The organism is Sedimentimonas flavescens (assembly GCF_025154035.1).
Taxonomy (GTDB): Bacteria; Pseudomonadota; Alphaproteobacteria; order Rhodobacterales; family Rhodobacteraceae; genus Rhodobacter; species Rhodobacter flavescens.
The window spans coordinates 52522-73961 of record NZ_JAOALJ010000003.1; the positions used below are offsets into that span (position 1 = coordinate 52522).

General features: G+C 65.7%; 19 protein-coding genes. 11 read left to right on the top strand and 8 right to left on the bottom strand.

What is annotated here, in order from left to right; genetic code table 11:
* Window positions 1-71: 71 nt before the first annotated feature.
* The 3 genes from N3C64_RS06840 to leuC all read right to left on the bottom strand — a co-directional run bounded on the left by N3C64_RS06840 (window position 72) and on the right by leuC (window position 3214).
* Window positions 72-899: a hypothetical protein gene (locus tag N3C64_RS06840; protein WP_218630147.1), complete on the bottom strand. Its 828-nt coding sequence runs from the start codon at window positions 897-899 to the stop codon at window positions 72-74.
* A 269-nt stretch (window positions 900-1168) separates the two neighbouring features.
* Window positions 1169-1774, bottom strand: a complete 606-nt coding sequence (gene leuD, locus N3C64_RS06845; RefSeq protein ID WP_260013291.1) for a 3-isopropylmalate dehydratase small subunit — start codon at window positions 1772-1774, stop codon at window positions 1169-1171.
* A 12-nt stretch (window positions 1775-1786) separates the two neighbouring features.
* Complete coding sequence (gene leuC / locus N3C64_RS06850; protein ID WP_218630145.1) at window positions 1787-3214, bottom strand: 3-isopropylmalate dehydratase large subunit; 1428 nt, start codon at window positions 3212-3214, stop codon at window positions 1787-1789.
* Between the two features lie 286 nt (window positions 3215-3500).
* Here leuC and N3C64_RS06855 point away from each other — a divergent pair, with 286 nt between their 5' ends.
* From N3C64_RS06855 to N3C64_RS06870, 4 genes are all read left to right on the top strand, one after another.
* Window positions 3501-4844, top strand: a complete 1344-nt coding sequence (locus tag N3C64_RS06855) for a mechanosensitive ion channel family protein (protein ID WP_260013293.1) — start codon at window positions 3501-3503, stop codon at window positions 4842-4844.
* A 133-nt stretch (window positions 4845-4977) separates the two neighbouring features.
* Window positions 4978-5340 (top strand): ribosome silencing factor, encoded by a 363-nt coding sequence (gene rsfS / locus N3C64_RS06860; protein WP_236021143.1) that lies wholly within the window; start codon window positions 4978-4980, stop codon window positions 5338-5340.
* Entirely contained in the window at window positions 5341-5808 is a 468-nt protein-coding gene (rlmH, locus tag N3C64_RS06865; RefSeq protein ID WP_260013311.1) for a 23S rRNA (pseudouridine(1915)-N(3))-methyltransferase RlmH, read from the top strand.
* A 97-nt stretch (window positions 5809-5905) separates the two neighbouring features.
* Window positions 5906-8281 carry a calcium-binding protein gene (locus N3C64_RS06870; RefSeq protein WP_260013314.1) on the top strand — a complete coding sequence of 792 codons (2376 nt, stop codon included), beginning with the start codon at window positions 5906-5908 and terminating at the stop codon, window positions 8279-8281.
* Between the two features lie 5 nt (window positions 8282-8286).
* On the opposite strand, the gene N3C64_RS06875 is transcribed toward N3C64_RS06870, so the two are convergent.
* Window positions 8287-9093, bottom strand: coding sequence for an ABC transporter permease (locus tag N3C64_RS06875; protein ID WP_260013327.1), 807 nt, complete (start codon window positions 9091-9093; stop codon window positions 8287-8289).
* A gap of 95 nt (window positions 9094-9188) precedes the next feature.
* On the opposite strand from N3C64_RS06875, the gene N3C64_RS06880 reads away from it, so the two are divergent.
* Both N3C64_RS06880 and N3C64_RS06885 read left to right on the top strand, forming a co-directional pair.
* A complete protein-coding gene (locus N3C64_RS06880) occupies window positions 9189-10358 on the top strand; it encodes a KpsE/RkpR family capsule polysaccharide export protein (RefSeq protein WP_260013330.1) in 1170 nt (389 codons plus the stop codon).
* The gene (locus tag N3C64_RS06885) at window positions 10355-11026 is read left to right on the top strand and encodes an ABC transporter ATP-binding protein (protein WP_260013333.1); all 672 of its coding nucleotides are present in this window, start codon (window positions 10355-10357) and stop codon (window positions 11024-11026) included. Before N3C64_RS06880 ends, N3C64_RS06885 begins: the two co-directional genes overlap by 4 nt.
* Here the strand turns inward: N3C64_RS06885 and N3C64_RS06890 are convergent.
* Window positions 11023-11841 (bottom strand): hypothetical protein, encoded by an 819-nt coding sequence (locus N3C64_RS06890; protein ID WP_260013337.1) that lies wholly within the window; start codon window positions 11839-11841, stop codon window positions 11023-11025. The two genes, N3C64_RS06885 and N3C64_RS06890, sit on opposite strands and share 4 nt — an antisense overlap.
* The gene (locus N3C64_RS06895; protein ID WP_260013339.1) at window positions 11838-14141 is read right to left on the bottom strand and encodes a rhamnosyltransferase WsaF family glycosyltransferase; all 2304 of its coding nucleotides are present in this window, start codon (window positions 14139-14141) and stop codon (window positions 11838-11840) included. The genes N3C64_RS06890 and N3C64_RS06895 overlap by 4 nt, the downstream gene beginning before the upstream one ends.
* A 148-nt stretch (window positions 14142-14289) precedes the next feature.
* Between N3C64_RS06895 and N3C64_RS06900 the strand changes: the two genes are divergently transcribed.
* Window positions 14290-15681 (top strand): phosphomannomutase, encoded by a 1392-nt coding sequence (locus tag N3C64_RS06900; RefSeq protein ID WP_260013349.1) that lies wholly within the window; start codon window positions 14290-14292, stop codon window positions 15679-15681.
* On the opposite strand, the gene kdsA is transcribed toward N3C64_RS06900, so the two are convergent.
* Both kdsA and N3C64_RS06910 read right to left on the bottom strand, forming a co-directional pair.
* Entirely contained in the window at window positions 15682-16512 is an 831-nt protein-coding gene (gene kdsA / locus N3C64_RS06905; protein ID WP_260013351.1) for a 3-deoxy-8-phosphooctulonate synthase, read from the bottom strand. It abuts the gene before it with no gap.
* 114 nt (window positions 16513-16626) lie between these two features.
* Entirely contained in the window at window positions 16627-17940 is a 1314-nt protein-coding gene (locus N3C64_RS06910) for a DUF2793 domain-containing protein (RefSeq protein ID WP_260013353.1), read from the bottom strand.
* Between the two features lie 159 nt (window positions 17941-18099).
* Between N3C64_RS06910 and rfbC the strand changes: the two genes are divergently transcribed.
* From rfbC to rfbA, 4 genes are read left to right on the top strand one after another with little or no spacing between them, the layout of a single operon-like run.
* The gene (rfbC, locus tag N3C64_RS06915; protein ID WP_260013355.1) at window positions 18100-18672 is read left to right on the top strand and encodes a dTDP-4-dehydrorhamnose 3,5-epimerase; all 573 of its coding nucleotides are present in this window, start codon (window positions 18100-18102) and stop codon (window positions 18670-18672) included.
* Entirely contained in the window at window positions 18669-19715 is a 1047-nt protein-coding gene (gene rfbB / locus N3C64_RS06920; RefSeq protein WP_260013357.1) for a dTDP-glucose 4,6-dehydratase, read from the top strand. Before rfbC ends, rfbB begins: the two co-directional genes overlap by 4 nt.
* Window positions 19712-20560: a dTDP-4-dehydrorhamnose reductase gene (gene rfbD, locus N3C64_RS06925; RefSeq protein WP_260013388.1), complete on the top strand. Its 849-nt coding sequence runs from the start codon at window positions 19712-19714 to the stop codon at window positions 20558-20560. Before rfbB ends, rfbD begins: the two co-directional genes overlap by 4 nt.
* Entirely contained in the window at window positions 20557-21438 is an 882-nt protein-coding gene (rfbA, locus tag N3C64_RS06930) for a glucose-1-phosphate thymidylyltransferase RfbA (RefSeq protein WP_218630132.1), read from the top strand. The genes rfbD and rfbA overlap by 4 nt, the downstream gene beginning before the upstream one ends.
* The last annotated feature ends 2 nt before the right edge of the window (window positions 21439-21440 follow it).

Genomic DNA, 21440 nt, shown 5'->3' on the forward strand with positions numbered 1-21440 from the left:
GGTCAGATCGGGCGTCCAGGTGGCGATGCGAAGCGTTTCAGCGGCAGCAGGCCCGGCCAGAGCAAGGGCGATCAGGCCGCCAGATAGCCCGAGCCAACCGCGAGGCGGCGCTTTTCCTCGATCATGTCGGCGATCCGCCCCATGGCGAGGCCGCGCATGAACAGGCTTGTCGGAAGGAAAGACCATGCCGTCACCGTCCAGATCATCGTTTGCGGCGTTTCCAGCGTGATCGGCTCGAAGGTCGTCGAGATCGCCTTGAGGATCGCCGGAATGATGAAGGGAAGCAGGAAGCCCAACGCGATATTGGCCCAGCTGTCGCGGCGCAGCTGCTCGACCACGTCGCCGCCGACGGTCGGGTCGAAGGTGGGCAGGTTGACCCAGACGTTGAAGCCGCCCCGCGCGGTCGGCCAGCCCGCCAGACGCATCACCAGAATAAAGAGGCCGAGCGTGGTGATCGAGATCAGGTAGCTGATCCCGCCTACGGTGCGCAGCAGCTCCACATGCGCCGGGTCGGTGCCACGCGGAAGCATCAGCGAGAGGATGCGCACCGGGCTATAGGGAAAGTCGAGCTTGGAGGCGAGGCTTGCGCTGACCACATCGACGAACTGGGTCAGGGTCGAGGGTTCGAACCGGTCAAGGATGATCAGCGACTGGGTGATGATGATCCCCGCAAGGGCCAGGAACCGGATGCGGTTGAAGGGCGGCGCATCGCGGAACTCGACCAGACCGGGATAGACCGAGGCGTATTCGAACAGGATGAACATCGCCGCGAAGAGCGATACGAGGGCAACGATCTGGACAGTATCGCGCGACACGGCAGGAAGCAGAAGCGCGGGGGTCACGATGACCAGACCCACGAGAATTGCGCGCAGCAAAGCCCCTGCAATGCGTGAAATCACCGCTCTAACCCCTCACCACGGACGGTTCCGATACGATGCCGGCCCCTTGTCCCATGTTGTTGCCGCCGGATTATGGCGGACTGCCTCATTCTTGCCATCATTTTGCCCAATTCCGGATTGGCAGGCAATCTTTCAATCACCATCCTCGCAAATTTAAAACAAATCACCAGTGACTGGTGCCGCTTTGCACCAAGAATGGTGCAAAAATAAGGCCGCCCAGAGGGCGGCCCAATATCTTGTATATCAGTGGTTTAAGGCCACTAACTGGATCAGACCCAGGGACGCGACTGCGCCGACTGTGCCTCGAAGGTATCGATGGCCGAGACCTTCTCGAGCGTCAGGCCGATGTCATCGAGACCGTTGATCAGGCAGTGCTTCTTGAACGCATCCACTTCGAACGGAATGGTGACGCCATCCGAGGTGGTGATCTGCTGGTTCTCCAGATCGACGGTCATGCGCGCGTTGGCGCCCTTTTCCGCGTCCTTCATCAGCAGATCGACCTGCTCTTGCGGCAGCACGATCGGCAGCATGCCGTTCTTGAAGCAGTTGTTGAAGAAGATGTCGGCAAACGAGGTCGAGACGATCACCTTGATGCCGAAATCCGCCAGCGCCCAGGGGGCGTGCTCGCGCGAGGAACCGCAGCCGAAGTTGTCGCCCGCGATCAGGATCGAGGCGTCGCGGTACTGCGGCTTGTTCAGCACGAAGTCGGGCAGCTCGTTGCCCGCGCGGTCATAGCGCATCTCGTCGAAAAGGTTCACGCCGAGGCCCGAACGCTTGATCGTCTTGAGGAAGACCTTCGGGATGATCATGTCGGTGTCGATGTTTACCAGCGGCATGGGCGCCGCGATGCCGGTCACTTTTTGAAACTTTTCCATCGTCGCGGCTCCTCAGGCGATTTCTTCTGCGGCCATCAGCTCGCGCACATCGGTCAGGTGACCGGTGATCGCGGCGGCGGCGGCCATGGCGGGGCTCATCAGGTGGGTGCGGCCCTTGTAGCCCTGACGGCCCTCGAAGTTGCGGTTCGAGGTCGAGGCGCAGCGCTCGTACTCGGCCAGCTGGTCGGGGTTCATCGCGAGGCACATCGAGCAGCCTGCCATGCGCCATTCAAACCCGGCCTCGGTGAAGATCTGATCCAGACCCTCTTCCTCGGCCTGATGACGCACGAGGCCCGAGCCCGGAACGACCATGGCGCGCACGCCGTTGGCGAGCTTCTTGCCCTTCACCACCTTGGCGGCGGCGCGCAGATCCTCGATGCGGCCGTTGGTGCAGGAACCGATGAAGACCACGTCGATCTTGATGTCGGTCAGCTTCTGGCCGGGCTCGAGGCCCATGTAGTCGAGCGAGCGCTTGGCCGCATCGACCTTGCCGCCGGTAAAGCTTTCCGCCGCCGGGACGACGGCCGAGATCGGCAGCACGTCCTCGGGCGAGGTGCCCCAGGTCACGACCGGCTCGATGTCTTCAGCGCGGATGGTGACGACCTTGTCGAAATGCGCGCCCTCATCGGTGAAGAGCGTCTTCCACCAGTTCAGCGCGGCCTCGTATTGCGCGCCTTTCGGGGCGTGCGGGCGGCCTTTGACATATTCGAAGGTCTTTTCGTCCGGCGCGATCAGGCCAGCGCGGGCGCCGCCTTCGATCGCCATGTTGCATACGGTCATGCGGCCTTCCATCGACAGATCGCGGATCGCTTCGCCGCAATACTCGATGACATAGCCGGTGCCGCCGGCGGTTCCGGTGTGGCCGATGACGGCGAGTGTGATGTCCTTGGCGGTCACGCCGGGCTTGAGCTTGCCGGTGATCTCGACCTTCATGTTCTTCGATTTCTTCTGGATCAGCGTCTGCGTCGCCAGAACGTGCTCGACCTCCGAAGTGCCGATGCCGTGGGCCAGCGCGCCGAAAGCACCGTGGGTGGCCGTGTGGCTGTCACCGCAAACGACGGTCATGCCCGGCAGCGTCCAGCCCTGCTCGGGGCCGACGATGTGCACGATGCCCTGACGGATGTCGTTCACCGGATAGTAGTTGATGCCGAAATCCTTGGCGTTCTTGTCGAGCGCCTCTACCTGGATCCGGCTTTCCTCGTTGGCGATCACGCCCGAGACGCGATCGAGCGTGGTCGGAACGTTGTGGTCCGGCACGGCGATGGTCTTTTCGGGGGCGCGCACCGGGCGGCCCGCCATGCGCAGGCCTTCGAAGGCCTGGGGTGAGGTCACTTCGTGGACCAGGTGGCGGTCGATATACAGCAGGCAGGTGCCGTCTTCGTCCTGGGAAACGACGTGGGCATCCCAGATCTTGTCATAGAGCGTTTTGGGAGCGGACATGGCTCTCTCTTTCGATGGCTGTGAATTGGTCAGGGCAGGCGGCCGCGCCGGCAAGGGGCGACCGCAGGCGACAGGGACGCATGATCGCGGCCCCGCGCCGACATCAAAGTCGGGCGAGGATGGAACGGCTTTCGCCGTAGAAGCGCTCGCGCAGGCGGGCGCGGTCATCCATGTCGATAATTCGGCTCATGCGCCGCTAAATAAGCGCCCCGAGCGAGTCTGGCAATGAAAGAAACCGTGTTGGCGGGAATTGATTTGCCTGTATCGTGGTTTCAGGGAGGGCCACGTGGACTTCATCAACCCGGAGACGCTCAAGACCATCCAGTCGATCTGGCACCAGGTGGAGATCTTCTTCCACTCGCTCATCCTGCCTTCGCGGCTGTGGCAACTCGCAATCATCCTTGTCTGTTTCGGAATTGCGCATTTGGGCCGGATCTGGCTTGCGCCCAAGGTGGACGACTGGGCGCGCAACCGCGAACTCAGCCCCCGGCAGCTGCGCAGCGCCATCATCTTTCGCAAGCGCCTGCGCGGCGTGATCTTCATCCTGCTCGCCTGGTCGGCGGTGTTCGTGCTGAGCGAGCTGAGCCCCTTCTACTCGCGCCGCTTCATCGTGGTGCTCGCGGCGACGCTGGTCACGGCCTGGCTCGTGGTCGGCATGCTCGCGCGGCTGATCCATAACGATCTGTTGCGGCGGATCGTGACCTGGGGCGTATGGATCTATGTCGCGCTTTACTATCTGGGTTTTGCGGACGAGGCCGCGGGGCTGCTCGACAGTGCCGCGATCACGATTGGCGACTTCCGGCTTTCGGCACTGGCGGTTCTCAAGGCGATGGTGCTGACGGCGCTGCTGGTTTCCGGCGCGCGGGCGGTCACGCGGCGCGCCACCGCGCGTATCCGGGCCAATACCGACATCTCGCCCTCGATGAGCGAGCTGGTGATCAAGGTCATGCAGGTCTTGTTCTACGGCGCGGCGCTGTTTGTCGGATTGAAATCGGTGGGGTTCGATCTGACCGGTCTGGCCGTGCTGTCGGGCGCCATCGGCGTGGGTCTCGGCTTTGGCTTGCAGAAGGTGGTGTCGAACCTTGTCTCGGGCGTGATCATCCTGCTCGACAAGTCGATCAAGCCGGGCGACGTGATCAGCATCGGCGACACCTTCGGCTGGATCAATTCGCTCGGCGCGCGCTATGTCAGCGTGGTGACCCGCGACGGCAAGGAATACCTGATCCCGAACGAGGATCTGATCACCGGGCAGGTGGTCAACTGGTCCCATTCCGACGAATTCGTCCGCATCGACCTGACCTTCGGCACCTCCTATCACGACGACCCGCACAAGGTACGCGAACTGGCCGTCAGTGCGGCGCAGTCAGTCTCGCGCGTGCTCAGATCGCGCCCTGCGGTGTGCCATATCACCGGATTTGGCGAGAGTTCTGTCGATTATGTGCTCAGATTCTGGATCAAAGACCCCGTCGAGGGGCTTACCAATGTGCGCGGAGCCGTGTATCTGGCGCTCTGGGATGCGTTCCACGCGAACGGAATCTCTATCCCCTTCCCGCAGCGCGAAGTGCGGGTTCTCGGTGGGCCCACGTCCGACGCAACGGCCAGCGGCGAAAATCCGCAGGCCGGAAGTTGAGATTTGGCCCCGCCGATGTTACGTTTTTATTATGCCCGGCGCCGGGGCAAAGGCGGCGCTTGAACCTCTGGAGGACAATGTCCTGTCTCATTTATCTGTCGCGTCCGGCAGTTCCGGCGCAAAGGTGGCACTCATGACGGCCAAGCTGGCAGGTGCCGAAGTGACGAGCGACCAGCTTCTGGCGCGCGTCCTTTCCTCCCTCGAAGATGACAAGGCTGAGGATATCGTCACGATCGACCTGCGCGGTCGCTCGTCGATTGCCGATTACATGGTCATCTGCTCGGGGCGCAGCTCGCGTCAGGTCGGCGCCATCGCCGAGAAGCTGACCGAGCGTCTCAAGGACGAGTTCGGTCGTCTTTGCAAGATCGAGGGCAAGGATCAGGGCGACTGGGTGCTGATCGACACGCAGGACGTGATCGTCCACGTGTTCCGCCCCGAAGTGCGCGAGTTCTACCAGCTCGAAAAGATGTGGATGCCGGCTGGCGGGCGCGTCTGAATGAAAGTGACGATCTGCGCGGTCGGCCGACTGCGCAAGAGCCCCGAGCTGGAGCTCATCTCCGACTATCTGGAACGGTTCGGCAAGGCCGGCCGGGCGTTCGGGCTCGGGCCGGCCTCAGTCATTGAGGTCGAGGACAAGAAGAACCTCGGCATGGAGGCCGAGGCCGCGCTGCTGGATCGTGCGATCCCGGCGGGGTCGGTTCTGGTCACGCTCGACGAGCGCGGCGATCTGGTCTCTTCGCCCGAGTTTGCCGAACGACTGGCAGGCTGGCGCGATCAGGCGCGCGATGTGAGCTTCGTGATCGGTGGGGCCGATGGCATCGCGCCCGCGCTGCGCGCCCGCGCTGACTGGTCGCTCAGCTTCGGGCGGATGGTTTGGCCGCATATGCTGGTGCGCGTGATGCTGGCCGAACAGCTTTACCGCGCCGGGCAGATCGTGGCGGGCACGCCCTATCATCGGGTCTGAGCGGCAAATCCGGCCCTGACCCGGCACCGTCAACACTTGCGAAACGGCTATCGGTGACACTCGCAACCAGAGGTTTCTTGCTGGCAGGGGTGGGCGCATGGCGTCGAATCTGGTTTTCACCGGGACGATCTACGGGGGCGGGCTGAGCCAGCCCTCGCCCATGGCCTCGATCCTGCTCAGCGCGGACGGCCAGATCACCGTGGCCGATTACGGCTTTGGCGCGAGCTATATCTTCGGCATTGGCGAAACCGGCACGCCCAGCCTGCTTCTGGAGCGCTACCACCTGACCGAGACGCGGCTGGCCGCCACCATCGCGGGCCGCGCGGGCAGCCTGTCGGTGGCAGAGATCGAGGCCGCCTTCGCCAGCAGTCTGATCGGCAATCACAGCGCTCAATCCGGTTATCTGTCGCTTGCGCCCTCGCAGATCTCGGCGGTGTCGCTTTTGGGGGTTAGTTCGGGCGGGCAGGCCTACCTGGTGGCAGCGCCCGCAAGCGGCGCGGGCCTGACGGTATTCACCTGGGCCAACGGGGCGCTGACCCCGGTGCAGACCGTCGCCGATACGTCCGAGACCCATGCCGGCGCGATCTCGGATATGGCCTGGCTGAGCGTGGGCGGCCAAAGCTATGTCTTCGTGGGCTCGGCGACCGAGGATGGCGTTACCGGCTATGCGCTTGGTGCGGGCGGCACGCTGAATGCCGTATCAAACCTCGGTAAGCTCGACTCCGTGCCGCTCGATACCGTCACGGCGCTTGGCGCGGCGCAACTGGCCGGGGGTGCCTATCTGGTGGTGGGCGCGGCGGGGTCATCCTCGCTGACCGTGATGGCGGTCGGGGCGGGCGGCGCGCTGAGCGTGACTGACCATGTGATCGACGATCTGGGCACCAGATTTGCGGGCCTGACGCAGATGGCAGTTGTCTCGGATGACAGCCATGCTTTCGTGGTGGTGGCGGGCAGCGATGACGGGCTTAGCCTGTTCGCGCTGACCGGATGGGGGCGCCTTGTGCATCTGGGCACGCTGGCCGACACCGGCGCGGCGGTGCTCGACAATATTAGCGCCCTCGCCGCAGTGATCGAGGGCGACACGCTGCGTATCTTCACCACTGCTTCGGCCGAGGCAGGATTGGGCAGCTATAGTGTCGATCTGTCCAGCTTCGGCATCGTCGCGCAGGCCACGGGTACCAGCCTGAGCGGCACCGCGGGCGACGATATACTAAGCGATGGGACGGGGTCCGAGGTGCTCTCGGGCGGAGCGGGGCGCGATATCTTCGTGCTGCGCGCCGATGGGAAAAGCGACACGATCACCGATATCGCGCCGGGCCTTGACCGGATCGACCTGTCGGCGTGGAGCGGGTTCTACTCCGCCAGTCAGGCGCAGTTCGTGCCGACCAGCGACGGCGGTATCCTGAGCTTTGGGAAGGAAACCCTGATCCTGCGCAGCGCCTCGGGCCAGCCGCTGACGCAATCCGATATAGCGCAGCTGATCACGACGGGGGGCACGCATGTCACCGTCACCGTCGGTCCGCTGCAAAGCGGAACCCTCCCCCCGGCCGAACCCGACCCGCCGCCACCCGTCAACGGAACCGCGCCGCTGATCATCGTGGGTGACGATCTGGCCGATCTGATCGCGGGCAGTTCGTCGAATGACTTCCTCGATGGCGATGGCGGCAACGACACGATCTACGGCCACGCCGGGGATGACTCGCTTCTGGGGCGCGAGGGCGACGACTGGCTTTATGGCGGCGATGGCGATGACACGATCGCCGCGGCCGAGGGCAATGACGTGCTCTACGGCGAATTGGGCAACGACGATTTGGGCGGGGGCGATGGCGATGATGTGCTTTACGGTGGCGAGGGCAACGACACGCTTGGCGGCGGGCCGCACAATGACCTGCTCTATGGCGAGGGCGGCCATGACAACATGAGCGGCGGGCCGGGCGACGACGAATGCTATGGCGGCGAGGGCAATGACGAGATTGCGGGCAGCTATGGCGCCGACAGGGTCGATGGCGGGCCGGGCAATGATAACCTCGGCGGTGGGCCGGGGCGCGATATTCTGATCGGCGGGGATGGTGACGATAGCCTTGGCGGCGGCGAGGCCGATGACACATTGCTGGGCGGCGCAGGCAAGGATTTCATCGCCGGGGGCTATGGTAATGACCTGATCGACGGCGGCACCGGCGACGACACGATCAACTCCGGCAAGGGCAACGACCGGATCACCGGCGGGCCGGGCCTCGATATCTTCGTCTTCAACGAGTATTTCGCAGGCGAAACCGATGTCATCACCGATTTCGCGGATGGTTATGACAAGATCCGCCTGATGGGCGTGACCCCGGTCGGCGGCTCACGGTTCGGCGCGCTCGATATTTCAGCCCATGATGGCGGGGTCGAGATTTCCTACGCGGGCCAGTCGATCTTTCTGGAGCATTTCTGGATCGAAGACCTCGACGCGTCCGACTTCATCTTCATCTGAGCGGCTCAGAACGGCGCGATATCGCGGTGATAGCGGCGCAGCGCGATCAGCCCCGCCGCAAAGCAGATCGCCGAAACCGTCAGCACGTAAAGCGGCGAGAGATAGGCGCCCTCATAGCCCGCATAGAACCCTTTGCGGGTCTGGCCGATGACATGCACCAACGGGTTCCACCACAGCCAGCCGCGATAGGGCTCGGGCACCGAATCGTAAACGAAGAACACGCAAGAGACGATGAACAGCGGCCGGTTCAGCACAGCCCAGGCGCGCTCCCACAGCGGGAAGGCGGTGAGCAGGTAGCAGTTCAGCGTGCCAACCCCCAGTGCCAGCGCAAAGCATAGCGCAAAGCCCAACGCGATAGCGGGCAGGTCGAGGATCGCGTTGATCCGGTAGATCGAGAAGAGCAGCCCGTAGATCACCAGCGCCACCGTCACCATCGTGACCGCGTTGATCGCAAAGCGCGCCAGAACCGCGTCAAGAAACGTCACCCCCGGATAGGCCAGCAGCGCACGCGAGAAGCGCAGCGACACCGCAACCTTCTGGCTGATATCCAGGTAGGCCAGGAACGGGAGAATCCCCGATGCATAGAACAGCGCGAAATTCGTCCCAAGCGGCGGGGCGCTGAAGGCAAGCGAGAACAGGAAGGCCATCAGCATGATGCCCGCAACCGGTTCGAGCAGCGCCCAGAGATAACCCAGCGCCGAGCGCCCGTAGCTCGTGCTCATCTCGCGCAGGATCAGCGCCGCGATGGCGCGCCCGGCCCCGCGGCGGCGGGGCGGTTGGGCGGGACGAGGTGGAAGGGGCGCGACGGTCATGCGCCCTGCATATCCTGCCGCGCTTAACGTCAAATTAAGCGCAACCGGCCCAAGCTGCGGGAATACGGATGTCCCGCAGCAAAGGGTGCCACGCCATGCAAAGCGCCACAGTCCCGCTCGAAACCCCGCGAACCGTGGCGCAGATCCGCCCCGCGGCGGGGCCCGCGCGCCTGCGCCGGCGTCATGTCGGGCTGATCGGCACCTTCGTGCTGTGCGTCGTGATCCCGGCCTGCCTCTGGGCCGCCTATCTTTTCGCCGTGGCGCGCGATCAGTTCGCCAGCACCATGGCCTTTTCCGTCCGCAAGCATGAGGTCGGCGCCGCCGTGCAGCTCCTCGGCGGGCTGACCGAGCTGGGCAGTTCCGGGCCGCAGGATGGCGATATCCTGCAGGACTATATCCAGAGTCCGGCGCTTGTGCGCGCGGTGGATCGGCGCGTCGATCTGGCGGCGGCCTTCACCCGGCCCGACGATCCGGTCTTCAGCCTTGGCACGGATCGGCGGATCGAGGCGCTCTCGGCCCATTGGCAGCGGCAGGTTCATGTCTATCACGACGGCGCAACCGGGCTGATCGAGCTACGTGTCGAGGCCTTCGATCCCTCCGACGCCCAGGCCATCGCCACCGCGATCTACGAGGAGAGCAGCGCGCTGATCAATCGCCTCTCGGCCATCGCGCGCGAGGATACGATCCGCAACGCGCGCGAGGATCGCGACAAGGCGATTGCGCGGCTCAAAGCGGCGCGTACCGCGCTCACGGCATTCCGCAGCCGCACCCAGATCGTCGATCCGGCAAGCGATGCGCAGGGACGGGCGGGGTTGCTCAACACGCTTCAGGAACAGCTTGCCGCTGCGCTGATCGAGTTGGACCTCCTGCTTGAGAACACCTCCGCGCAGGATGTGCGCGTGGTTCAGGCGCGCCAGAAAGCGGCCGTGATACGCGAGCGTTTGGCGGCCGAGCGCAGCCAGTTCGGCCGCGCCGAAGCCAGCGATCCGCAGGCCTTCCCGGAGCTGGTGGGGGAATATGAATCGCTATCTGTCGATCTGCAGTTTGCCGAACAAAGCTATCTCGCGGCGCTGGCCGCGTATGACGCTGCACTGGCCGAGGCGCAGCGCAAGACCCGTTACCTTGCCAGCCATGTCCCGCCGACACTGGCCGAGACCGCAGAATATCCGCGCCGTTTCGTTTTGCTTGCGGCGGTGGCGGGGGCATTGATGCTCGGCTGGTCGATCCTGGCCATGGCCTATTACGCGCTGCGGGACCGGCGATGATCGAGCTGCGCGGCCTGTCGAAGAGCTTTCGCACCCGGTCGGGGCGCAAGATCGTCGCGCAGGACATTTCCACGATCTTCCCGCCGCGCCGGGCGGTTGCAATTCTGGGCCGCAACGGGGCGGGGAAATCGACGCTTCTGCGGATGATCTCGGGCGCGCTCGACCCCGATGCGGGGCGGGTCCTGCGGCGCGGCTCGGTGTCTTGGCCCGTGGGTTTTGCCGGCAGCTTCCATCCCGATCTGACGGGCGTGCAGAACGTGCGTTTCATCGCGCGGGTCTACGGGATCGATACAGACGAGTTGGTCGATTTCGTCGCTGACTTTGCCGAGCTTGGGGCGCATTTCCACCAGCCCGTGCGGGAATATTCCTCAGGGATGCGCTCGCGGTTGGCCTTCGGCTCTTCGATGGGCATCCGCTTCGACACCTACCTTGTCGATGAGGTCACGGCGGTGGGTGACGCCGCCTTCAAAGCCAAAAGCGAGGCCCTGTTCGAGGCGCGCCTGCAAGACAGCGCCGCCATCGTCGTGTCGCACGCCATGGGTCAGGTGCGGCGCCTGTGCGACCATGGCTGCGTGCTGGAGGACGGCAGGCTCCACTTCCATGAGGAAGTGGAGGCTGCCATCGCCCACCATCAGCGCCTGATGAACGCGCCCGAGGCCGAGGACTAGGCCCTGCGGTTGTCGTAGCCAAAACCGCGCAGCAGCGCCGCGTTTTGGGGCGCAAAGGCTTGCTCCGCCATCTCGATCCGCGCTTGCGTCTTTCCGGCGTCGAACTCAGTCACGCGGTGAAAGGCCGCGCGCAGCAGCGCCCGGATCTCGGACGGGCTGACCTGCGGGTCGCGCATCGCCTCGGCAATCGCGTCGCAATCCTCCATCCGTAGCGAGGGGTTGGTGAGGTTGCGATTCACCTCCCAGTCGATGCCGGTATCGGCGCCCAGCAGTCCCTCGAGCGTCGTGCGGATCGCGCGATGACTTGCGATGACAGGCGGGGCTTCGGGGAACAACCGCGCCCAGCCACGCAGATAGGCGGCAGGCTTGATCATCGCGGCGCGGCGTCGGGTGAACGCGTCGAAATCTAGCCCGTCATAGGGGTTGCGCGCGCTTAGCCACGGTTCGAATTGCTGCTTCATGAATTGCGAGTAATCGCCGAACATGAACTCGCTGAACGGGCGCAGGAAGGCGATGACCTGGACCGAGATCCCCTCCCGCTGCGCCAGATCCGCCAGCGCCCTGCCATGCTGCGGCAGGGCGTAAAGGTCTTCATGGCTCAGCACCACGGTATGGCTCTGCCCCTCAAACAGCGCGGTCAGGCGCGCGGCATCGATATCCTTCAGATCAGCCGCATTGCCGGGGTGATTGCCGGGCGGCTTTGGGTAGTGGATGCCCTGATCCAGCAGCGCCGCGCGGTTCTTCAGCATCACCTGCTGCAGGTAGGTCGAGCCACATTTGGGCGATCCGACGTGGAGCAATATCTGGCGTTTCATGAAACCATCCGTTCGTGTTGCGGCAGCCCGGCGCCAAGCTCGGCTGCCAATGCGTCGATCATCGCCTCGGGCGACAGGCCAAGGCCGCTGAGCGAGATCTGTCGTTCCTGTGCGCTCACCGGGGTGCGGTGCCAGGCGCGTGAAAGGGCTGCGCTCAGCGCGGGCACCTCGGGTGCGGCGGAAAGGATCGCCGGGCTAAGCCTGCCCAGATCTTTCGGCCCGAAGCTATTCGTGACCACGCGCACGCCCGAGGCCGCCATCTCGATCGGCGGATGGCTGGGGTGCGGAGAATACATCAGCGACAGTCCGACATCGGTCTCGAGCAGGAACTGCGGATAATCTTCATAGGGCAGCTTGCCGAGGCTGATTAGCCGCAGCCCGTTGGGCATGTTGACGTTCCCATGCTTGAGCCCGACCGAGACCAGCTCGATCTGCCCGGGCTGAAGGTTCTCGGCCTCGATGAAGCGGGCGATGACCTCAAGCCCCGTCGCGAACATGTTGCGCGGCACCTCGGGGCGACCGTAAAGCGCCAGCCTGCGCGGCCCTGTCGCGGTGCGGCGCTGGCCCCGGCTGTAGCGGTCGATGTCGATGGCGGGGTGGAAGGCCAGCGCCTGCCGACCGGCAAAAGTGAAGCCCTCTTGCTGGAAATAGTCGCGCAGTAGCGTCGTGTTGAAGATCGGAGCGAAGTTCAGCCCGTAGCTGGCCAGCGCATCGGCATATTCCGGGCCCCAAGCGTAGAAATTAGGTTCGTAATCCTGGATCAGGTAATGAAACCGGTCGTGGTGCAAGCCATGCTGGCGGATCAACCGGTCGGCGACATGGGCCGTCCACCAGGCCGTCGCCAGAAAGCGATCCCCGCGATGCAGCGGCAAACTGGCGCTTTGCGCCCCGCAATGCAGCGAGATCCGCTCGGCCGCGGCCAAGGCCTGACCCGCCGCGCTCATCCGGTTCAGCACGAATGCGCGCGAGGCTGCGGGAGCGGCCATCGGCAGGTCAGTGGCAACAAGGCGCACGGTCAACCCGCGCTCGGCCAGACCGATGGCGATGTCGAGGGCGGTAACGATTCCGGCAAAAATCTCGGTCGGGTTGAGGGTGGGCACGAGCACCACGATGGCCGGGCCGGGCGCCTCGAAGACCGGGGTCCAGCGCGCCGATTTGCGCAGGTCGATCAGCTCACGGTAACTTTTCAGCGGATGCGCTGGGGGCGCGGGCGCAGGTTCGACCGCGCGCGGCGCAACGCCGGGCGAGAGGGAATAGAGCCGCTCGTCAAACCGGGCCAGCGCGGGGTTAAGCCCCTCGTCAAGGGTGCGGCGCAAAGCCCAGACGGCACGTCCGAAATGAACCACGGCAAAGCTTCCGGCGATCCGGGCGCGCGTGAATTGGCCGCGCAGCGTCAGCCGCAGCGCGTCGGCGGCAAAGCTGCCCGCGCCGCGCAGCCGCCGCAGGTAGGGGCGGATCGGCGCGATCCGTGCGGTCCCATCGGCCAGTCGCCCGCTCGCCACGGCCTCGGCCATGCGCAGATAGGTGCTATTGGCCAGATAGCGCGCCAGCGCGTAGCTGGTCGCATGGCGGCGCAGCCAGACCTTGTCGAAGCGCGGCAGGCGCCAGGGCTCACGCGAGACGGCACCGACCGTATTTGCGCCGTGCTGGCGATAATCGACCAGCGGCGCGTCGATCAGCACCACGCCCCCCGCCGCTTCGGCCACCAGCCCAAGCCATAGGTCATGGTAGAAATGGATGCCCGCCTGCGCCGGGAAGGGCAGCGCGATCTCAAGCACCGCGCGGCGCATCAGCACGGTCATCCCGGTGATCGTGTTGCGATAAAGCAGCCCGCGCAGGCCGGGGCGCCGGACGCGCCGCTCATAGGCGAACATGGAGGGGTGGATCACCGCGCCCTGCGCATCGACAAGCCGCGCGTCGCTATGCGCCAGCATCGCCGGGCCTTCGCCCAAGGCGGCAACCCCGCGCACCAGCCGGTCAGGGTGCCAGATGTCGTCCTGATCGCTCAGCGCGAACAGCGCGTCGGGGCGGTTTTGCTCTTCCGACAGGGTCAGCGCGCGGGCCAGCCCGGCCTCGAAGGCGCGCACCGAATCGAGATTGTTGTCGGGGCTGACCAATGTCAGGCCAAGACCCAGATCGGCGCAAAGTCGCGCGACCATGGGCCCCGAGACCCGATCCGCGATCACCGCGACAAGGTGGGTTTCGACCCCCTCCTGCGCCGCAACCGATTGCAATTGCGCCTCAAGATAGCCGGGGTCGGGACGAAATACGGCGAGGGTGATGTAAATGAATGGGGTCATGGGGCCGGTCGCTCGTTGGGGTGGCGCGAGGTTAGGGCGCGACCTCTTAAGATTGCGTGAACCGTGTTTTGCCGCCCCGCCCGCCCGATTGCGCCCCCCGCCCCGCTGTCGCATAGTCGCCGCGATCAAGCCCTGGGAGTTCACAACCATGCCGCCCAAATTTGGCACCTCCGGCCTGCGCGGCCTTGTGACCGAACTGACGCCCGACCTGGTTGCCGATTACACGCGCGCCTTTCTGGCAAGCTGCGCGCATGGCGGGGCGGTGCATGTGGGTTGGGATCTGCGCCCCTCCTCACCCGCGATCGCTGAGGAGGTCATGGGCAGCATCGAGCAATCGGGTCTGAGCGCGATTGATTGCGGCGCGCTGCCCACGCCCGCGCTGGCGCTTGCCGCGATGGGTGCGGGCCATGCGGCGATCATGGTCACCGGCAGCCATATCCCCGCCGACCGCAACGGGCTGAAGTTCTACACTCCTGCAGGCGAGATCACGAAAGACGACGAGGCGCGCATCCTGTCGGCGCTGGGCGCAGCGCCCGGCCCCGGCGGCGGCACGCGTATATCGGGCAGTCAGGCGGGCGCGGCCTACCAGCGCCGCTATACCGAGGCCTTCGGCCATGCCGCGCTAAGCGGCCTGCGCGTTGGGGTTTATGAGCACAGCTCGGTCGCGCGCGATCTTCTGGGTGCGGCACTGCGCGCGATGGGGGCCGAGGTTATCGCGCTGGCGCGCTCGGACATCTTCATCCCCGTTGATACCGAGGCGGTGGACCCGGACACGCGCGCGCGTCTGGCAGAGTGGTGCGCGCAGAACCGGCTCGATGCGCTGGTCTCGACCGATGGCGATGCCGACCGGCCGATGCTCTGCGATGCCTCGGGCAAGGTCGTGCCGGGCGATGTGCTGGGCGCGCTGACGGCGCGCGCGCTTGGGGCGGATGTGATCTGCACGCCGGTATCGTCGAACACGATGATTGACGCGATGCCCGAATTCGCACGGATCGCGCGCACCCGCATCGGATCGCCCTATGTGATCGCGGCGATGGAGGAGATCCTGGCCACTGACCCCGCCGCGCGTATCTGCGGATATGAGGCGAACGGCGGCTTTCTTCTGGGATTTGCCGCGCGCGGCCCTGCGGGTGTCATAGCGCCGCTGATGACGCGCGACTGCCTCTTGCCGATTGTCACGGTTCTGGCGGCGGCGCGCAGCGCGCAGCGGCCAGTGGCCGATCTGGTGGCGGCGCTGCCTGCGCGTTTCACCGCCTCTGACCGCATCGCCGGGATCGAACCCGAGGTCTCTGCCCGCTTCATCGCCGATCTGCGGGACAATGCCCCGACCCGGGCCGGGTTCTTCACCGAAAACGGCGCTGAAGCATCGCTCGATCTGACCGACGGGCTGCGGGTGCGTTTCGAGGACGGCGCCATCGTGCATCTGCGTCCCTCGGGCAATGCGCCCGAGTTTCGCTGCTATACCGAGGCTGCGACCGAGGCCGAGGCCGCGCGGCTGTTGCAGAACTACCTTGCGAAACTGCGCACGCGGCTTGGCTGATCAGAGGCCCTTTTGCAGCGCGTCGAAGGCGCGCAGCGTCTTGATCAGGCCTGCCATCTGATCGACCGGGATCATGTTCGGCCCGTCCGAGGGCGCGTTGTCCGGGTCTTCATGCGTCTCGATGAAAAGCGCCGAGACGCCGACCGCGCAGGCCGCGCGCGCCAGCACCGGCGCGAACTCGCGCTGCCCGCCCGAGGTCATCCCCTGCCCGCCCGGCTGCTGCACCGAATGGGTGGCATCGAACACGACCGGATAGCCGGTCTGCGCCATGATCGGCAGGCCGCGGAAATCGGTGACCAGCGTGTTGTAGCCAAAGGAGGTGCCGCGGTCGCACAGCATGATGTTGCCATTCCCGGTCGAGGCGATCTTCTCGGCGACATTGGCCATGTCCCAAGGCGCAAGGAACTGGCCCTTCTTGACGTTGATCGCGCGCCCGGTCTCGCCCGCCGCCAGCAGCAGGTCGGTCTGGCGGCACAGGAAGGCGGGGATTTGCAGCACGTCGCAGACCTCGCCCGCAGGCGCACATTGCGCGGCGTCATGCACGTCGGTCAGGATCGGGCAGCCGAACTCGTCGCGGATCTTCGACAGGATCGTCAGGCCGGCGTCCATGCCGAGGCCGCGCTGCGTCTTGATCGAGGAGCGGTTGGCCTTGTCGTAGCTGGCCTTGAAGATGAACTTCGTTCCGGTCGGCGCGCAGGCCTCGGCGATCTTCTCCGCCATCATCCGCGCGTGGTCGAGGCTTTCCAACTGGCACGGCCCGGTGATGAGCGCGATCGGCTCCTGTCCGCCAATGGCGATATTGCCCACGGTGACGATTCTCGGCTCGGTCATGCTCTGCTCCTTGCGGCTGGCCGGGCGTCCGGCGCTTGGCTGCAACTTGGGCATAGCGGGGCAAAAAGGCAACCGCCCCGCACGATGGCGAGGCGGTTCGGTGATGCGATTTCGTCAGAACCAGCGGCCGGTAGCCATCAGGGCGACGCTCTGGCCGGTCAGAGACCCCGTGGCGAAAGCCGAGAAACCCCATTGCGTGGCTGAGGTTGCGCGCGCATTGACCCAGGCGTTCGCCGAGCTGGTGACCGAGCCGCTGCCCACGGGCGTTGCGGCGAAGGGCATCGCGAAACTGGCGCTTTGCGAACCCGAGGTCCAAATCGCCCCCGCCGCCGTGCTGACCGCCATCCCCGTCACCGTGCGCGTGCAGATCTGCGTGCCATCGGCCCAACGGACATACTCGCCATTGGTGTTCGAGCCGCGCTCGACCACCGCCCCGGTGGGAACGCCCCCCGATTGCGAGACCGTGCCCAGCATGGCAGGCAACCCCACCTGCCGCCAGGCACCCCAGACCCCGTTGATCAGAAGACGCTCCCACACAGCGCCCGCGGCAAAGGCAGGCCGCAGGATCTGTCGCGCGAAATCGGTGCTGTAGCGCAGGATCTCCATCACCGCGCCAGAACCTGCGGGCAGACCTGCCGGGAAGGTGCCGGTCGCGCTCTGGCTGACGCCATAGAACCCGGCGGGCAGGTCGGTCGCGTCGAGATCAGCCACGCCCGGGGCGGCCATGGAGCCAAGGCCGAACGCCCCGACCGCCATCAGCCGCCCCTCTGTCGCGTCGGTGCGTCCCGATTGCACCGCCGCGCCCGAGGCGATCCCGCTTGCCGCATTCAGGCGCAGCGCGGGGGTAAAGCTCACCCCGTCCGCGCTGGTCTTGATGGCAAAGTCGGTATCGCCCACCAGCCCCATCTCGGCGTGACCCGCCCAGTTGCTCTGGAAGAGAAGGCTGCACGTGTCGCCGCTGCCCGCCTTGTTGAGCTTGAGCTGATGCCCCGCCCCCGCATGGCTCAGCAGCGTCGCATCTGCGGCGACCGAGAGGCGGTTCGTCGCATCCGAAGTCGTACCGATCCCGAGCCCCTCGAGCATCTGCGTCGCGCCCACGCGCACCCACTCACCGCCCGCATAGGCGCGCACATCGTCCCCCGCCGCCGCGATCCAGCCATCCTGCGGCGCGAAGAAGTTCCACACCCCGTCCAGATAGGCCGCAAGCGTGCCCGCCACCTGCCCCGCCCAAGCCCCGGTCGCGCCCGGGCCCAGCGCGTGAACCGTTCCTGCCACGGGAACGGCAGGCGGCGTGGTTGCGTCGAACGCCACGACCGCAAGCTGCACAATGACATCGAGATGGCGCAGCGCCTCGTTATGGGTGACGTGCTTTTGCGCCTGCGAGGGCATGATATAGGGCAGGCCGAGAATGGCGGAGGTATCGGTCATGGCAATCCTGTCGCTCTGGAATGACGTTGGCCGCGATCATTCCGCGCCGTGGTTGAGCCGCCGCTAACCGCACGTTCGCGCTGTTTACGTTAAGCTTATCTTAGGCTCGATCGACTGAACTGGCCGGGAACGTAACTGATTCCAGAACGGAACCCGGCCATGCAGATCGAAACGACGTGCCTCCCCGGTGTCTTGCTGCTTACGCCCGCGCGCCATGGCGATGCGCGGGGATATTTTAGCGAAAGCTGGAACCGGCGGCGGCTGGCCGAGGCCGGGATCGATATCGACTTCGTGCAGGATAACCATTCCGTCTCGGCGCAGGTCGGCACGGTGCGCGGGCTGCATTACCAGGCGCCGCCCCATGTGCAGGCCAAGCTGGTGCGCTGTGGGCGCGGGCGGCTTTTCGACGTGGCCGTCGATTTCCGCCGTGGCAGCCCGAGCTTCGGCCAGTGGTTCGGGGTCGAACTGAGCGCCGAGAACGGGCGCCAGCTGCTGATCCCGGCGGGCTTCCTGCATGGCTTCGTCACCCGCGAACCGGGGACCGAGATCATCTACAAATGCTCGGATTACTACGCGCCCGAATGTGACGGCGCGGTGCGCTTCGACGACCCAGAGATCGGCATCGACTGGGGGATCGGCCCGGCAAAGGCGATCCTGTCGACCAAGGACGCCGCCGCGCCCCTTTTGCGCGACGCGAAATCCCCGTTCAGCTATCTGGAGGCCGCAGCATGAAGATCCTTGTTACCGGTGGCGCCGGGTTCATCGGCTCGGCAGTGGTGCGGCTGGCCATCGCGCGGGGCCATTCGGTGGTCAATCTCGACGCGCTGACCTATGCCGCCTGCCTCGACAACCTCGTCTCGGTCGCGCAAAGCCCGCGCTACGCGTTCGAGCACGCAGACATTCGCGACCCGGTGGCGCTTGAAGCGATCTTTCGCCGCCATGCCCCCGATGCGGTGCTGCATCTTGCAGCCGAAAGCCACGTGGATCGCTCGATCGACGGGCCGGGCGTGTTCGTCGACACGAATGTCACCGGCACGATGATCCTGCTACAAGCCGCACGTAGCTATTGGGAACGCTCTGGCCGCCCCGAGCATTTCCGCTTTCACCATGTCTCGACCGATGAGGTCTTCGGCTCGCTCCCGCCCGACCCGGCGGTGAAGTTCACCGAAGACAGCCCCTATGATCCACGCTCGCCCTATGCGGCGTCCAAGGCCGCGTCGGATCATCTGGTGCGCGCCTGGCACGAAACCTTCGGCCTGCCGGTGCTGCTGACCAATTGTTCGAACAATTACGGGCCGTTCCACTTCCCTGAAAAGCTGATCCCCGTGATCATCCTCAACGCCCTCGCGGGCAAACCGCTGCCGATCTATGGCACTGGCGCGCAGATCCGCGACTGGCTTTACGTCGAGGACCACGCCGAGGCGCTCTTGCTGGCGCTTGAAAAGGGCCGCCCGGGCCGCAGCTACAACATCGGTGGAGAGAATGAGCGCACGAACCTTCACCTTGTCCAGTCGCTCTGTGCGATCCTTGATGATCGTCGCCCCGGCGCGCGACCCTATGCCGATCAGATCGCCTTCGTCGCCGACCGGCCCGGCCATGATGCACGCTACGCCATCGACCCCACGCGCATCCGGTCCGAGCTGGGCTGGCGCCCTTCAGTCAGCGTAGAAGAGGGGCTCGCGCGCACGGTTGACTGGTATCTGACACACGAGCCCTGGTGGCGCGCCCTGCAGCACCGCCGCGGCGTCGGCCAGCGTCTGGGGGTCGTGGCATGATCCTCGTGTTCGGCAAGTCCGGGCAGGTCGCGCGCGAGCTGCGCCTGCTGTCCCCCGGCGCGCGGTTCCTGGGGAGGGATGAGGCCGATCTGACCGACCCTGCCGCCTGCGCCGCCGCCATCCGCGCGATCCGGCCTGCCGCCGTGATCAACGCCGCCGCCTGGACTGCCGTCGATCTGGCCGAGCAGAACGAGGACATCGCTACCTGCGTCAATGCGACGGCGCCGGGAGCCATGGCGCGGGCCTGCGCGGCGCTGGATATCCCCTTCGTTCATATCTCCTCGGATTACGTCTTTGACGGTGCAGGTTGCGATCCCTTCGCGCCCGAGGCGGCTACCGCGCCGCTCGGCGCCTATGGGCGATCGAAGCGCGCGGGCGAAGAGGCGGTGCGCGCCGCCAACGGCTGCCATGCGATCCTGCGTACCTCCTGGGTGTTTTCGGCCCATGGCGCGAATTTCCTGCGAACCATGCTGCGGCTTGGGCGCGGGCGCGACGACGTCAGCGTCGTGGCCGATCAGATCGGCGGCCCCACCCCCGCCGATGCCATCGCCGCCGCCTGCCTGACGATCGCGCATACGCTGATCCATGATCCGGCGCGCTCGGGCACCTATCACCTTGCCGGCGCCCCCGACGTGAGTTGGGCTGAGTTCGCCCGCGCCATCGTGGATGAGGCCGCCTTGCCCTGCCGCGTGGCTGATATCCCCTCCAGTGCCTACCCCACCCCGGCGCGCCGCCCCGCCAACTCGCGGCTCGACTGTTCCGGGCTTGCCGCCTTCGGCCTGTCCCGGCCCGACTGGCGCGCCGCCCTTTCCCGCATCATCCCGCAGATCGGAGACCCCGCATGAGCAAGCGCAAAGGCATCATCCTCGCCGGTGGATCGGGGACGCGACTGTACCCGATCACCATCGGTATCTCGAAGCAGCTCCTGCCGGTCTATGACAAGCCGATGATCTACTACCCGCTCTCGGTGCTGATGCTGGCGGGCATTCGCGAAATCGCGGTGATCACCACCCCGCAGGATCAAGAGCAGTTCCGCCGTACGCTCGGCGATGGCAGCCAATGGGGGCTCAGCCTCGAATACATCGTCCAGCCGCGCCCCGAGGGTTTGGCGCAGGCCTATCTGCTGGCCGAGGAATTCCTTGACGGCGCGCCCTCGGCGCTGGTGCTGGGGGATAACATCTTCTTCGGCCACGGCCTGCAGGAGCTGCTGCATCGGGTCAGCCAGCGTCAGGATGGCGGCACCGTCTTCGGCTACCGCGTCGCCGACCCCGAGCGCTACGGTGTCGTGGCATTCGATGCGGCGGGTCAGGCCACCGCGCTGATCGAGAAACCGGCGCAGCCGCCCTCGCCCTATGCCGTCACCGGGCTTTACTTTCTTGACGGCGACGCGCCGCTGCGCGCGCGCGAGGTGCGCCCCTCGCCGCGCGGCGAGTTGGAGATTGTTACGCTGCTCGAAGGCTATCTGCGCGAGGGCCGCCTGAACGTCGAGCTGATGGGCCGCGGCTACGCCTGGCTCGACACCGGAACGCATCACAGCCTGCTCGACGCAGGCAATTTCGTACGTACCTTGCAACAGCGGCAGGGCCAGCAGGTCGGCTGCCTGGAAGAGATCGCCCATGCGCAGGGCTGGGTCGATGACCTCGGGCTGCTGGAGCGCGCGGCGCGTTTCGACAAGAACGATTATGGCCGGTATCTGAGCAGCCTGACGACGCAAATGATGTGAGG

Bases quoted from the DNA above. Each gene is read 5' to 3' on its own strand.
- leuD (WP_260013291.1), bottom strand. From the start codon at position 1,774: ATGGAAAAGTTTCAAAAAGTGACCGGCATCGCGGCGCCCATGCCGCTG.
- leuC (WP_218630145.1), bottom strand. From the start codon at position 3,214: ATGTCCGCTCCCAAAACGCTCTATGACAAGATCTGGGATGCCCACGTC.
- rsfS (WP_236021143.1), top strand. From the start codon at position 4,978: ATGACGGCCAAGCTGGCAGGTGCCGAAGTGACGAGCGACCAGCTTCTG.
- rlmH (WP_260013311.1), top strand. From the start codon at position 5,341: ATGAAAGTGACGATCTGCGCGGTCGGCCGACTGCGCAAGAGCCCCGAG.
- N3C64_RS06870 (WP_260013314.1), top strand. From the start codon at position 5,906: ATGGCGTCGAATCTGGTTTTCACCGGGACGATCTACGGGGGCGGGCTG.
- N3C64_RS06875 (WP_260013327.1), bottom strand. From the start codon at position 9,093: ATGACCGTCGCGCCCCTTCCACCTCGTCCCGCCCAACCGCCCCGCCGC.
- N3C64_RS06880 (WP_260013330.1), top strand. From the start codon at position 9,189: ATGCAAAGCGCCACAGTCCCGCTCGAAACCCCGCGAACCGTGGCGCAG.
- N3C64_RS06885 (WP_260013333.1), top strand. From the start codon at position 10,355: ATGATCGAGCTGCGCGGCCTGTCGAAGAGCTTTCGCACCCGGTCGGGG.
- N3C64_RS06890 (WP_260013337.1), bottom strand. From the start codon at position 11,841: ATGAAACGCCAGATATTGCTCCACGTCGGATCGCCCAAATGTGGCTCG.
- N3C64_RS06895 (WP_260013339.1), bottom strand. From the start codon at position 14,141: ATGACCCCATTCATTTACATCACCCTCGCCGTATTTCGTCCCGACCCC.
- N3C64_RS06900 (WP_260013349.1), top strand. From the start codon at position 14,290: ATGCCGCCCAAATTTGGCACCTCCGGCCTGCGCGGCCTTGTGACCGAA.
- kdsA (WP_260013351.1), bottom strand. From the start codon at position 16,512: ATGACCGAGCCGAGAATCGTCACCGTGGGCAATATCGCCATTGGCGGA.
- N3C64_RS06910 (WP_260013353.1), bottom strand. From the start codon at position 17,940: ATGACCGATACCTCCGCCATTCTCGGCCTGCCCTATATCATGCCCTCG.
- rfbC (WP_260013355.1), top strand. From the start codon at position 18,100: ATGCAGATCGAAACGACGTGCCTCCCCGGTGTCTTGCTGCTTACGCCC.
- rfbB (WP_260013357.1), top strand. From the start codon at position 18,669: ATGAAGATCCTTGTTACCGGTGGCGCCGGGTTCATCGGCTCGGCAGTG.
- rfbD (WP_260013388.1), top strand. From the start codon at position 19,712: ATGATCCTCGTGTTCGGCAAGTCCGGGCAGGTCGCGCGCGAGCTGCGC.
- rfbA (WP_218630132.1), top strand. From the start codon at position 20,557: ATGAGCAAGCGCAAAGGCATCATCCTCGCCGGTGGATCGGGGACGCGA.